A 12,478-nucleotide genomic window follows, 5' to 3' on the forward strand; every position below is an offset into this window, starting at 1 on the left:
TCCACGGTTCGGATTTGTGGCGGGGCTTCGGACGATCAGAACTTGAAGCCGACGCGGGCGTACCATTCGCGGGGCCGGTTGTAGCTGCCGAAGTAAACCCCGGCCGCGTCGTTGGCTCCTGCCGAAACGAGGTAGCGCTCATCGGTCAGGTTCGTGGCGCCCACGGTCAGGTCCCACTTGCCGCCTGGTTCGCGGTAAGTGAGGCTGGCGTTGACGATGTCGATCGGCTGGCGGCGCAGCGGCAGATAGCGCGCCACGTCGTTCCACACCGCGCTCTTGTGCGTCCAGTCAGCCAGGAACACCATCGAGCCACCGTTGCCAAGGCCGAGTTCATAGCGCGGCGCCAGATTGGTGGACCACTTCGCGGTCTTTGGCAGCTGTCCGCCAACCACGGCACCTTCGCGCAAGCCAGGGATCGGACCCGCTACGTCGGGGCGCAGGACGTTGGCCGAGAGCGCCGTGAAATAGGCATCGAGATAGCCGACCGAAGCGTTTATCGTCAGGCCCTTGACCGGAGCGACGATGGCTTCGAGTTCCACGCCCTTGATCCGCGCTGTGCCGGCATTGTCGATGGTGGGCGAAGTGCCGACCTGCTGGTTCAACTGGACGTTCTTGTAATTGGTCGAGAAGGCCGCGATGTTTACTTGCAGGCGACGGTCGAGCCAGGTGGACTTCACGCCAACTTCGAAGGTCTCGGCAATTTCCTCGTCGAAATCGGGCGCCACGTTACCTTGCGGGTTGGTCAGTCGCGTGGTCCAACCGCCGGTCTTGTATCCTTCGGAATAGCTGCCATAGACCATCACGTCGTCATTGGGGTGCAGCTGCACGCCGATCTTCGGCGCGAAGTTCGAGAAGGTCTTGCGGTTCACGCCTGGCACGTAGACCCGTACCGGGTTGGTGGGATCGGGATAGGACAGCGCGGCAAAGCAGGGCGGGCCGCCCGCAGCCTGCGGCGGCGCCAGCGGGAAATCGCCGAACGGGAAGATCGTGCCCGCAGCGTTCGCGCAGCCGAAGAACTTGTAGTTGCCGCCGTTGAGGTCCTGCTGCCCGCCTTCGAACAGCTTGGTCTCCTTGGTGTAGCGGCCTCCCAGCGTGATCCCGATCCAGTCATTCACGCGGAAATCGACCTGGCCGAAGAAGGCGTAGTTCTTGGTGTCGAAGCTATTCGGACCATCGACTTGAAGCAGGCCTTCGTCGAAGGTCACGTAGTCGTGCAGGTCACCGTCTTCCTTGAAGTAATAGGCGCCGGCCACGAAGTTCAGCTTGCCGTCGAGCAGGTTGGACCCGAGCAATTGCACTTCCTGGCTGAACTGCTGCTGGTTCTGGCTGAAGGTCAGCTCAAGCATCGACAGCGGCGAACCGTCGAGGTCGGATCCCGCCTTCCAGTTGGTCTTGCGGTAGCTGGTGATCGAGCGGACCATCAGGCCGTCGGCAAGGTCATACTCCAGATTCCCAGCAAAGCCCCAGGCACGCAGCTTGTTGAGCGTCGGACCGGTGGCATAGGTCTTGTCAGGATCGCCGGTGATGAAGCGCCCATCCCATGGCAGGCGATTGTTCGTGGGGTCGGCATCGGTGTTGACGCCTGCCAGCGAACCCAGGAGGCGACCGGGGTTGACGCTGGTGCCACGCGCGCCACAGATCGCGCTGGCACCGCGTGCGGCGATCTCCGCCTGAGTCGAGCCGATGCAGAAGTTGTAGAGCCCGGCGAAGAGGAAGCCGCCGGCCGGATCGATCGGGTCGATGCCGGTTCCGGGCAGGGGGTTGGTCGGGGCAAACGGTCCCGGCGGGAAGGACACGCCGAGCAGCGAGTTGTTCTGGCCCGAGGAATCCTGATTGGTGTAATCACCCGAAAGCGTTGCGCGGAAGACACCGCCATCGTCCCACCGCAGCTTGCCGCGCAGGCTCAAGTTGTTGTCCGCGCTCTGGCGCGATGACGTCGAGTAGTCCGCGTTGTTGAACGAGGTGAAAGGATCGGAATTGGCAATAGCGCGCATTTCCGCCGCGCTACCGTTGTATGGGATACGCTTCTGGAAGCCGCTGCGGCTGGTGACCGCGCCCGTCAGCGAGGCGGCAAGGCTGTCCGTCAGTGGCAGGTCCAGCGTGGCGCGGGCGCGCAGCAGGTCGAAGCTGCCGGTGGTAAGGTCACCGGTCAGGCAGAACTCCTTGCCGGGATTGTGCGTGACGATCGAGATCGCACCGCCGATGGTGTTGCGCCCGAACAGCGTGCCCTGCGGTCCCTTCAGCACCTCGATGCGCTCTACATCTGGCAGGTCCTGGTTGGCGCCGACGGTACGGGCCAGGAATACGCCGTCGAGGTAGATGCCGACGCCCGGATCGATGTTGAACGCAAAGTCATCCGAACCGATGCCGCGGATCGTTGCGGAAAGCACGGCTGACGATCCCGAGAACGGCGTGCCGCCATCAAGATTGACGTTGGGCGCGATGCCGCTCAACGCGGAAATGTCGGCAACGGCGCGCTCCTTCAGCGCAGTGCCGCCGAATGCGGAAATCGCGATCGGCACGTCCTGCACGTTCTCGACGCGCTTCTGCGCGGTGACGACGATCTCCTCGATGCCGCCAGCATCATCGGGCTGCGCGGTTTCCTGGGCGAACGTCGGAACCGCGAGAATGGATGCAGCCAGCGCAAAGACGCTAGCCGAAGTGAATCGAGCCTTCATGCAGAACCTCCCATGTTTATGGGATCGGTCTAGCTGTCGGTTTCAAAGCTGCTTGTCTGCGCGCGCAGGAAACCGGACGGATGCGCAAGGACCTGTCAGTTCATCCGGCGATAGTGGCTGGGCGTTGTGCCGAAGTGCTGCTGGAACCGGCGGGCGAAGTGTGCGGAATCGGCAAAGCCGCATTCCATGGCAATCGTGGTCACGCTCGCACCGGGCTCGCTCACCAGCCTCTTTGCCGCGCGATGCAGGCGGCGGCGCATGATCAAGGCGCTTGGCGTTGTTCCGGTACTGGCAGCAGCGGCCTGTAGCGTGCGCAGAGGAACGCCAAGGCTCGTCGCCAAAACCGACGGGGTGAGGTCTGGATCACCAATCCGTTCAAGGATCATGGCTTCGGCGCGCGTCAGGAGGAAGTGACTCGGCGCTTCCATCACCTCGCCGCTGCCCTTGATGCACGAGGCAATGATGTCGCCAAGGATGCCCGCGTGCATCTGCCAATGCGCATCGGGCAGAGTCTCGGGCGCTTCCTGCCACAGCGAGGACATGTAGCGATGGGCAAGCCGGGTTGAGGGTAGTTGGCCGGAAATGCGCCTTGCGACGAAATCGTCGATATTGGGCATGCGCTCGGCCAGCGTGCGGCGATCGAACTCCACCACCATCATCTCGTGCGTCGTGCTGGTGTCGAAGCGATAGAACTCCTCGGCCGCGCACAGCACCATGTCTCCTTCCGTCAGATCGACGGTGCGGCCACGCTGTTCGAGCCGGGCTGCGCCGCGCGTCAGCAAGTGCGCGACAACCGTCTGATCGGTAGGCCGGGTATGCCTTTCGGCATGGCGCGAGATCACGGCAGCGCGCGAATAGGGGCGAACCATGCGCAGCGTTCCCATCTGCCACACGGTCAGTCGCGCGTCGAAGCGGTCGCGCGGGGCGTCGACGACCATGCCGGTGTAGGTCGAGGCGATCAGCTCGTTCCAGTAATCGAGCCGATCAACCGGAGCGAGTTCGCGCGTGCTGAGAACTTCGAGCATGGTTTTACCGCCGGTTTCAGGACTCTCCGGCAGCATTGTTATAGGATATAGCAACGCCTGCCAAGCGTGCGCTTGTCAGCCCAGCTTGCGAAGCGGTTCAGATCCGTCCCAGTCTTTCGCGGCGTCCTTGATCATCTGGAAGATGGCATCGGCGCCGGTCATGTTCTGGAGCAATTCGATCACGTGGCCGGGGCCCTTTCCGGGATCGACGTAGATCACCTCGCCGTCGGCACCGACCTTGCCCTCCACGAGAATCTCGGCGCCTGCTTCGGCGCAGGCGGCTCGGGCTTCTTCGATCGAATCCACAAAGATGCAGATGTGGTGGAGACTGTCGGTCACCGCGTATTCGCCGGTGTAGATAGAAGGCTCGCTGTTTTCCGGACGGATCAGTTCGATCTGCACATCACCCCAATAGGCGATGGCGATGGAGAACACCGCGCCCGTGGGCACGCCCTTGTACTTGGCATCCCCGAGCGCGACGTTCTCCATCAGGTAGAACGGGCCGACGCCCATCGTCTCGGTCCAGTATTTCACCGCCGCGTCGAAATCCTGCGGCAGGTAGGCAAGTTGGCCGACCGGGCCGAGCCTGGTGATTGCGCGGGTCATTGGAACAGGCCCTCCGGTGCTTCGAGCAGGCCCTTGAGCGTCTGCAGGAACTGCGCCCCTGCTGCGCCATCAATGGCACGATGATCAACCGACATGGTCAGCTGTATGCGGGTCTCGAAGGCGATGCCGCCATTGTCCGCCTCCACCGCGACGCGATTGGCTCCGCCGACAGCAAGGATCGCACCCTGCGGCGGGTTGATGATCGCATCGAACTGTTCGATCCCGAACATGCCGAGGTTGGAGACGGAGAATGTGCCGCCATCCATGTCCTCATAGCCAAGCTTGCCTGCTTGCGCCTTGTCGATCAGCGCGCGGGTGGTCGCCGCGATCTGGGCGATGTGCATACGGTCTGCCTGGCGGACAATCGGAGTCACGAGGCCCTTGGGGCTGGCCACGGCAATGGCGACGTCTGCGTGCGGGAACGAATGCACGCTGTCGCCATGGACCTGTACGTTGACGTCAGGGTGCTTCACCAGTGCCAGCGCCACGGCCTTGACGATGTAATCGTTGATCGACGCCTTGGTACCGAGAACGAGGTTCGCCGTCTTGCGCAAGTCCATCAGCGCATCGACCGAGGCCGAGACGCGCAGGTAGAAATGCGGGATGGTCTGCTTGGCCTCGGTGAGGCGCTTCGCCACGACCTTGCGCACCTTGTCGAAGGGCTGGACGCTCGGCTGGTTGACAACGAGTTCGAACGGCGCACCGAAGACTGGCGCAGCGGCCGTGGTCGGCTTGACCAGCGCTAGCACGTCGGCCTTGGATATGCGGCCGCGCGCGCCGGTGCCCCTGATGGAGGATAGGCTGATCCCGTGCTGCGCGGCAATGCGGCGGGCGAGGGGGGAGGCGAACGCCTCGGGGCTGTCCTCGACAAGTTGCGCGCTGCCCTTGTAGGATACCGCGCGTTCGGGGCGCAAAGCCTGCACCACGTCCTGGTAGGTAATGCGTCCGTTGCGGCCCGACCCTTCGATCGGCTCGATATCGACGCCTTCCGCTTCGGCGAGCTTCAGCGCTTCCGGGCTGATCGCACGGTTGGTGACGATCTTCTTGGGCTCGCGCGCCGGGGCCGGGGCAGGTTCAGCAGGCGCCGCTGCCGCCGGGGCCGGTGCAGAACCACCACCCTTGGCCGCAACCGAGGTTTCGGCGGGCTTGAAGCCGGCGATGAACTCGTCGACCTCGGCGTCGCTGGTATCGGCATCGGCGAACACCGCCAGCAGCGCCCCCACCGGGTGCGCTTCGTCGCTCGCCGGGGTCAGCAGGCGCTTGAGCACCGCATCGTATTCAGCCTCGACCTCGTTGGTGATCTTGGCGGTTTCGATCAGGCACAGGACTTGGCCTTTGGAAAAGGCCTCGCCTTCCTTGACCATCCATTCGGCGATCGTGCCCTCGGTCATCTCGATGCCCCACTTGGGCATGCAGAACGGGCGGATATTGGCCATGTCGCGGCTCCTCAGCGGTAGCCCAGAACCTTGCGCACCGCCGCCTCGATCTTGTCGATCGAGGGGAGGTAGGCAGATTCCAGCTCGCGCGCGAACGGGATGGGGGTGTGCGGCGGGTTGACCGACAGCGGGGGCGCCTTGAGGCTGGCGAAGGCCTTTTCAGCTACCAGCGCGCAGATATCGGCCCCGAGGCTGCAGCGCGGCGGCGCTTCGTCGACGACAACGAGGCGACCGGTCACTTCGACGGAATCGAGGATCGTTTCCTCGTCCAGCGGGCTTGTGGTGCGCAGGTCGATTACGTCGCAGCCGATGCCCTCGGCGGCCAGCTTGTCCGCCACCGCTTCGCAGAAGCCGAAAAGCAGACCGGTCGAGACGATCGTCACGTCCTGCCCGGCGCGGGAAAGGCGGGCGTGGCCGAACGGAATCATGAAGTCCGGATCGTCAGGCACTTCGCCGCTGACGCCATAAAGCGCCTTGTGTTCAAGGAAGATCACCGGATCATCGTCGCGGATTGCAGTGCGCAGCAGACCCTTCACGTCGGCAGGAGTGGTCGGCATCACCACCTTGAGGCCGGGCATGCCGGTCAGGATCTGATGCACTGCCTGGCTGTGCTGGGCAGCGGCATTATAGCCCGCGCCATAGGCCATGCGGATCACCGCCGGGCACTTGGTCTTGCCGCCGAACATGTAGCGGAACTTGGCGATCTGGTTCCAGATCTGGTCGAGAGAGACGCCGATGAAGTCGGCAAACATCAGCTCGGCAATCGGGCGCTTTCCCGAAAGCGCAAGGCCCGCAGCCGCACCCATGATTGCGCTTTCCGAAATGGGCGTGTCGATCACGCGGTCCGCGCCGAACTTCCCGAACAATCCGGTCGAGGTCGACCAGATGCCGCCGATGGCCTCGGGGCCACCGGGCGTGCCCATGCCGCCGACAATGTCTTCGCCCAGGCACACGACGTTCTCGTCGCGCTCCATTTCCTCTGCGATCGTCGAGACGACAGCGTCGCGGTACATCATTTTTGCCATTGGTCCGCTCCCTCGTCTCAGTACGAAATGTAGACGTCGGTCAGGACGTCTTCGGCGGTGGGACGATCGGCAGCCTTGGCTTGCCGGACGGATTCCTCGATGGCCTCCAGCACTTCGGCGTCGATCTTGTCGAGGTCTTCGCCTGCCAGCAGCTTGGCCTGGGTCACGCTTTCGCGGAACTTCTTGAGGCAGTCGCGCTCCTCGCGGATGCGGTCGAGTTCGCCCGGGCCGCGGTAGCGCTGCGGGTCGCCCTCGAAGTGGCCGAAGAAGCGCTCGGTATCGAATTCCACCGCCGCTGGACCGTTGCCGGGGACGCGCACGTAATCGAGCACTTCGCGCATGGTTTCATAGACCGAGAAGAAGTCGGTCCCGTCCCCGCGCCACACCTTCATGCCGAAGGCTTCAGCGCGGCTGGCGATGTCGCCATTGGTGCCGACCGCATACTGATAGCCGGTGTGCTCGGAATAGTGGTTGTTCTCGAACACGAAGATGGTCGCGGCCTTGGTAACCACGGCCATGTTCATCGCTTCGAACGTCGTTCCCTGGTTGCAAGCGCCGTCGCCCGAGAATGTGATGGCGACCTTGCCCTTCCCATCGATCTTGGCGGCGATCCCGGCGCCTACCGCGATGGGAGCGCCCGCGCCGACGATGCCGTTGGCGCCGAGCATGCCCTTGTCGACATCGGCAATATGCATCGAGCCGCCCTTGCCCTTGCACAGGCCTTCGCGGCTGCCCCAGATTTCCTTCATCATTCCGTTCACGTCACAGCCCTTGGCAAGGCAGTGGCCGTGGCCGCGATGGGTCGAGACGATCTTGTCGTCATTGTCGAGATGCTCGCACACGCCGACCGCGACGGCTTCCTGCCCGCAATAGAGATGAGTGAACCCGGCAATTTCGCCGGTCTGGATATCGACGTGCAGGCGTTCCTCGAATTCGCGGATCACCTTCATCTGGCGATAGGCGCGCAATAGCGCCTCACGGCTCAGTTGCATCCTCTTCTTCCTTTACAGTCCGAGCACAGTGCGCGCGATGATGCTTGCCTGCACTTCGTTGGTTCCGCCGAAAATTGTCCATGCCCGGCTGTTGAGATAGCGCGCAGACGCGACCTGCGCGCCCTCTGCGTGGATCGGTGCCGGGGCATTGTCGCCATAAAGCGGCCGCGCCAGATCGAGCTGGAGGCCGGCCGGGCCATAAAGATCCACTGCCAGCAGATCGACGTCCTGACGGAGGTTGGAGGCCAGCAGCTTGCACAGCGAGGTTTGCGGTCCGGGCGGGCGACCCTTGGCGATCTCCGAGAGAATCTTCAGCTCGATCATCTCGAGGCTCTGGATGCCCAGTCGCACCTTGGCCACGCGGCGCTTCCAGTCAGTGTCGTCAGCCAGCCTGCCGCCACGGCCATCGGGCTCACCTTCCGCAGCCTGTTCGATCTGGGCAAGGTCGTATTCCAGCTTGGGCGAATGGCACGAACCACCCCGCTCGTTCTCGAGCAGGAACTTGGCGAGCTTCCAGCCATCACCTTCCTCGCCGACGCGGTCCTCGACTGGCACGATGGCGTCTTCAAGGAACACCTGGTTGACTTCGTGGTCACCGGCCAGCGTCAGCAGCGGCCGGACCGAGACGCCGGGCTGGTTCATGTCGACGAGCAGGAACGAGATACCTGCCTGCTTCTTCACGCTGGCATCGGTGCGGACCAGCGCGAACATCTTGTTGGCCCAGTGGGCGTGCGTGGTCCAGATCTTCGATCCATTGAGCTTGTAATGCGTACCGTCATCGGAAAGCACGGCACGGCACTGCAGGCTGGCAAGGTCAGAGCCTGAGCCGGGTTCGGAAAAGCCCTGACACCAGTAATCCTCGCCCGACAGGATCTTGGGCAGGTACTTCGCTTTCTGTTCGGGCGTTCCGAAAGTATAGATCACCGGGGCGACGAGCTTGAGACCCAGCACCGTCAGGTTCGGTGCGCCGGCAAGTGCACACTCCTTTTCGAAGATGTAGCGCTGCGTGGGCGTCCAGCCCGTACCGCCCACGTCCTTGGGCCACTGATAGGCAAGCCAGCCCTGTTCGTTCAGCACCGCGTTCCAGCGCTGGCCGATGTCCGGTTCGACGAACACGGTGGGCGACATCGCGGCGCCATGCTTCACTTCTTCAGGCAGCTTCTCGGCCAGAAAGGCGCGCACTTCGTCACGGAAGGCCAGTTCTTCGGGAGAAAGATCGATATCCATAACTGTCAACGCTCGAGAATGGTAACGGCAGAGACGCCCGGGGCGCCATAGACATGACTGTATGCGGTCTTGGGATTGCCGGGAACCTGCCTGCCGCCGCCATCACCGCGCAGCTGGACGACATTCTCGTAGACCTGGCGCAGGCCCGATGCGCCGATCGGCTCACCACAGGCGAGGCAGCCGCCATCGGTGTTGACCGGAAGGCTGCCGCCAATCTCGGTGCGACCTTGCGCCAGCCATGCTTCCTGATCGCCGTCCTTGCAGAAGCCGTTCTCGGCCATGTGCATGATCTCCGCGCCGCATTCGGTGTCCTGCAGCTGGGCAAGGGCAATGTCTTCGGGCCCGATACCGGCCATGCGGAAGGCATCGGCGCTGGCGATCTGCGTGGCCGTGGCCTTGCCACCGCCGATGTCGATCGACGGCGCAAAAACCTCGAAGCTCTTCGGCGGGCGGGTGCGCATCGTCGCAGCCTTGAGCCGGACCAGCGGCTTGCCCAGCTCGCGCGCCTTCTTCTCGCTGGCCAGGATCAGCGCGACGCCGCCCTCGGCCGGAGAGCAGAACATGTATTTGGTATAAGGGTCCGAAACGAGCGGCGCCTCGAGAATGGTCTCCATGTCCACCGGTTCGCGCCGCCAGGCATGGGGCGCATGCACCGCATTGCGAAAGGCCTTGTTGGCCACGCGCGCCAGGCTGGTCTGGCTGATGCCGTGTTCGTGCATGTAGCGCATGATCTTGGCCGCAAAGAACTGCGTGGTGATCATGTAGCCGGCATCGCCATACCATTCCGGCAGGTTGTATTCCGAAGGCAGGGCATTGAACGCGCCGCGCGGGTGCTTGTCGAAGCCGACGGCAAGACCGATGTCGAACTCGCCGCTCTTGATCGCCATCTGGGCAGAGAACAGCGCCGACCCGCCAGCCGCACAGCCATTGCGCACGTTGATGAACTGCACGCCGGTCAGGCCCAGGCGCTCGACCATCGTATCGGGATTGCCGGCCGCGTCCGAGCTGCCATAGGCAAACTGGATCTGCGGCCAGTCGATCCCCGCATCGGCCAGCGCCTCGCGCACGGCATGTACGCCCTGTTCGAGGCCGGACAGCCCATCGGTGCGACCGAACGGGTGAATGCCGACGCCAACAATGCAGACATCGTCGCTCATGCCGCATCTCCTGCAGGCCGGAAGGCGGGGATCATCACCGGATCGGCGGCATCCGGATCGAGCGGTATCATGGTCAGTTCCAGCGGCATGCCGATGCGGATGTCTTCGAAGGCGATGTCGGTCAGGCGCGATTCCACGATCACTTCGCCCGGCAGCTCGACGTAGGCGACGGCCCATGGGCGAAAGGCCTCGGGGCCCTTGTAGGGTGGCGATTTCGGGCGATAGCGCTGGATGGTGTAGGACCACAGCGTGCCGGTGCGTGACAGCGCGACTCGATCGTACCGGTCACCAGTGGGACAGGGAAACACCACGCGGCCCGTATCACGCTCGCGCCCGCCGATCAGGTGCGGCGGGTTGTCCTCGGTAATGAGCCCTTGGGCGATAACGTGCATTCCACTCCCGTCCGTGCAAGTCCGGAGGCCTGATTCCGGTTTCCTGCACTAGACCCGTCGAAGCAGCATTTGCCGACTCTGCAAAACGCTAGGGTGGGCAAAACGCTAGGGTCAGCAAAACGCTAGGGCAAGCAAACGGACAGGGGCGAGCGCATTGGTCGAAGTTGGTCCAGCAGGCGCGGAATTTCGCTCTTGAGGTTGAAGAAGCCCTTGCCGCAGTGGGGCCAGCACAGGCGGTCCCACGTGCGCTGGTGTTCGGCAAGGACCATGCCGTTTGCGGCAAGTCGTGATCGCAGGGTGTCAAGCGCGGCAGCGACCGGACCGACGGGGGCAAAGCCGGTGACCACCTGCCTGCAGCCGTGAAGTGCGGCGAAGGCCACGGGATTTGCGACCCCGACAGGACATTGCCAGTGAGCAGCAGCACGAAGGGCTGCGTCGTCGAGTGCCATCCGGTCCCACTCGTTGGCCGCAAGATCGTCGGCAACAACCACGGCGCGCACGTCAAGATCTGGCAGGACAGTTTCCAGCGAGCAGTCTTCAGGCGTCAACAGGACCAGCGTGGGCAGGGCAGGGTCCAGGGCAATTGCCGTGCGGAGCGGCGTTCGCGGCAAGGGTGAAGCCGCCTCGGGAGTGCGCGCCACTCGGGCAAGACCATCGGGCCTGAACCTGCCCCCGGTCATAGCCGCGATCCGGTCGGCATCGGCAAGGTAGGTCTTGCCCGGCGTGTGCAAGCCCGCCACCCATCGCCAGCTCAGGGTATTGGAAGCAGGGTCTGCATCGACCAGTTTCTCGAAGAACCACTGCGCACCCAGTTGCCAGGGCAGGCCGAGCGTGAAGATCCAGATCGATGCAACCTGCATCCGCGCCCAGTTGTGCAGGTAGCCAGTCGCCGCAAGCTCACGTGCCCAATGGTCGAAGGCATCGATGCCGGTGCGGCCTGCCATCGCCTCGGCAATCATGGTGCCGGGATGAAACGCGCTGACATCGGCGAGGTATGCGCTCCACACCCCGGGGCGCTGCTCCAGCCAACCCTTCCAGTAGGTCCGCCAGAATACCTCGGCGAGGAACTTTTCGCACTTGTCCAGCCGATGCGCCGCCAGAACGCTTTGCACAACTTCGTCTTCGCCGATCAGACGGCGGCGCAGCGCGGCGGAAAGGCGGGAGACATTGGCGTGGTTGCCCTGCGGGTCGACGAGATTGCGCCGCGCCGCATAGGCGCTGCCGGCGCGGGGAACGAAACGTTCGAGTCGTTCGAGAGCAGCGGCGCGGGTGAGGGGGAACCTGTCCATGCCCATGGCCTAAACCCGCTGGCAGTAATCCTCGACGTGGCAACAGGGCCGTGTTGCGAGAGGATAGGCGCAGGGGCAGGGCGGGCGAACGATGAAGGAGTCTGCCCGCGTGACCCGAACCACCCTGCCTCCTGCCGTCACCGTCTTGGGACTGGCGGGCTGGCTGCCACAGGCGCTGTGCATCTGGGCAGTAATGGACAAGGGGCCGTATCAGTGGACCGCCAAGGCGGCAGGCTGCTTTTACGCTGCGCTGATCCTGTCGTTCCTCGGCGGGCTATGGTGGATGGCGGGGCTGCTTGGCGGCGTGCGGAAGTCCGGGCTCTATGTCGTGTCAGTGCTGCCCAGCCTTGCTGCGTGGGCTGCGCTGCTGCCGTGGAGTGAGGGCTGGCATTGGCCGGGCCCTTCGCTGGTTGCGCTGGGCCTGCTGCTGCTGGCCAGCCCGCTGGTAGACCGCAAGCTTTCCGGCGACGTCACTCTGCCGCCGGGCTGGTTGCGTTTGCGGGCGTGGATGGCGGGCGGCCTTGGCTTCCTGACCCTGGCACTCGCATCACTTGGCTGATCTCGCACGCACGTTTCGCTTGGTGGAACGCTCCGGAACAGCGCCGATAGCGAGGCGCCCACAGGCGCGATAACTCTTTCGGCAAGCGGAGA

The 12,478-nt window shown here is 63.9% G+C and carries 11 protein-coding genes; 1 reads left to right on the plus strand and 10 read right to left on the minus strand.

Annotation, left to right across the window (positions count from 1 at the left end):
* Positions 1–35 precede the first annotated feature (35 nt).
* From AC1Q5P_RS04720 to AC1Q5P_RS04765, 10 genes are all read right to left on the minus strand, one after another.
* Positions 36–2,678 carry a TonB-dependent receptor gene (locus tag AC1Q5P_RS04720; protein WP_492518276.1) on the minus strand — a complete coding sequence of 881 codons (2,643 nt, stop codon included), beginning with the start codon at positions 2,676–2,678 and terminating at the stop codon, positions 36–38.
* 95 nt (positions 2,679–2,773) lie between these two features.
* Complete coding sequence (locus tag AC1Q5P_RS04725) at positions 2,774–3,703, minus strand: AraC-like ligand-binding domain-containing protein (protein WP_492518277.1); 930 nt, start codon at positions 3,701–3,703, stop codon at positions 2,774–2,776.
* A 75-nt stretch (positions 3,704–3,778) separates the two neighbouring features.
* The gene (locus tag AC1Q5P_RS04730; RefSeq protein ID WP_193828575.1) at positions 3,779–4,309 is read right to left on the minus strand and encodes a VOC family protein; all 531 of its coding nucleotides are present in this window, start codon (positions 4,307–4,309) and stop codon (positions 3,779–3,781) included.
* A complete protein-coding gene (locus AC1Q5P_RS04735) occupies positions 4,306–5,745 on the minus strand; it encodes a dihydrolipoamide acetyltransferase family protein (RefSeq protein ID WP_492518278.1) in 1,440 nt (479 codons plus the stop codon). The genes AC1Q5P_RS04730 and AC1Q5P_RS04735 overlap by 4 nt, the downstream gene beginning before the upstream one ends.
* 11 nt (positions 5,746–5,756) lie before the next feature.
* Positions 5,757–6,770 (minus strand): alpha-ketoacid dehydrogenase subunit beta, encoded by a 1,014-nt coding sequence (locus AC1Q5P_RS04740; RefSeq protein ID WP_492518279.1) that lies wholly within the window; start codon positions 6,768–6,770, stop codon positions 5,757–5,759.
* A 17-nt stretch (positions 6,771–6,787) separates the two neighbouring features.
* A complete protein-coding gene (locus tag AC1Q5P_RS04745) occupies positions 6,788–7,762 on the minus strand; it encodes a thiamine pyrophosphate-dependent dehydrogenase E1 component subunit alpha (protein ID WP_039335658.1) in 975 nt (324 codons plus the stop codon).
* A 12-nt stretch (positions 7,763–7,774) separates the two neighbouring features.
* Positions 7,775–8,989: an acyl-CoA dehydrogenase family protein gene (locus AC1Q5P_RS04750; protein WP_193828573.1), complete on the minus strand. Its 1,215-nt coding sequence runs from the start codon at positions 8,987–8,989 to the stop codon at positions 7,775–7,777.
* Between the two features lie 5 nt (positions 8,990–8,994).
* Positions 8,995–10,146, minus strand: a complete 1,152-nt coding sequence (locus tag AC1Q5P_RS04755; protein WP_492518280.1) for a thiolase family protein — start codon at positions 10,144–10,146, stop codon at positions 8,995–8,997.
* Positions 10,143–10,538, minus strand: coding sequence for a Zn-ribbon domain-containing OB-fold protein (locus AC1Q5P_RS04760; protein ID WP_492518281.1), 396 nt, complete (start codon positions 10,536–10,538; stop codon positions 10,143–10,145). The genes AC1Q5P_RS04755 and AC1Q5P_RS04760 overlap by 4 nt, the downstream gene beginning before the upstream one ends.
* A 122-nt stretch (positions 10,539–10,660) precedes the next feature.
* Positions 10,661–11,827: an FAD-binding domain-containing protein gene (locus tag AC1Q5P_RS04765; protein WP_492518282.1), complete on the minus strand. Its 1,167-nt coding sequence runs from the start codon at positions 11,825–11,827 to the stop codon at positions 10,661–10,663.
* A gap of 109 nt (positions 11,828–11,936) precedes the next feature.
* Between AC1Q5P_RS04765 and AC1Q5P_RS04770 the strand changes: the two genes are divergently transcribed.
* On the plus strand, positions 11,937–12,386 hold the full coding sequence (locus AC1Q5P_RS04770) for a DUF3429 domain-containing protein (protein WP_492518283.1): 450 nt from the start codon (positions 11,937–11,939) through the stop codon (positions 12,384–12,386).
* The last annotated feature ends 92 nt before the right edge of the window (positions 12,387–12,478 follow it).

The sequence above is a fragment of the Novosphingobium sp. GW835-FHT14H07 genome (assembly GCF_058793515.1).

Excerpts from the sequence above, each read along its gene's own strand:
- AC1Q5P_RS04730 (WP_193828575.1), bottom strand. The coding sequence starts at position 4,309 with ATGACCCGCGCAATCACCAGGCTCGGCCCGGTCGGCCAACTTGCCTAC.
- AC1Q5P_RS04740 (WP_492518279.1), bottom strand. The coding sequence starts at position 6,770 with ATGGCAAAAATGATGTACCGCGACGCTGTCGTCTCGACGATCGCAGAG.
- AC1Q5P_RS04755 (WP_492518280.1), bottom strand. The coding sequence starts at position 10,146 with ATGAGCGACGATGTCTGCATTGTTGGCGTCGGCATTCACCCGTTCGGT.
- AC1Q5P_RS04745 (WP_039335658.1), bottom strand. The coding sequence starts at position 7,762 with ATGCAACTGAGCCGTGAGGCGCTATTGCGCGCCTATCGCCAGATGAAG.
- AC1Q5P_RS04765 (WP_492518282.1), bottom strand. The coding sequence starts at position 11,827 with ATGGACAGGTTCCCCCTCACCCGCGCCGCTGCTCTCGAACGACTCGAA.
- AC1Q5P_RS04720 (WP_492518276.1), bottom strand. The coding sequence starts at position 2,678 with ATGAAGGCTCGATTCACTTCGGCTAGCGTCTTTGCGCTGGCTGCATCC.
- AC1Q5P_RS04750 (WP_193828573.1), bottom strand. The coding sequence starts at position 8,989 with ATGGATATCGATCTTTCTCCCGAAGAACTGGCCTTCCGTGACGAAGTG.
- AC1Q5P_RS04760 (WP_492518281.1), bottom strand. The coding sequence starts at position 10,538 with ATGCACGTTATCGCCCAAGGGCTCATTACCGAGGACAACCCGCCGCAC.
- AC1Q5P_RS04735 (WP_492518278.1), bottom strand. The coding sequence starts at position 5,745 with ATGGCCAATATCCGCCCGTTCTGCATGCCCAAGTGGGGCATCGAGATG.
- AC1Q5P_RS04725 (WP_492518277.1), bottom strand. The coding sequence starts at position 3,703 with ATGCTCGAAGTTCTCAGCACGCGCGAACTCGCTCCGGTTGATCGGCTC.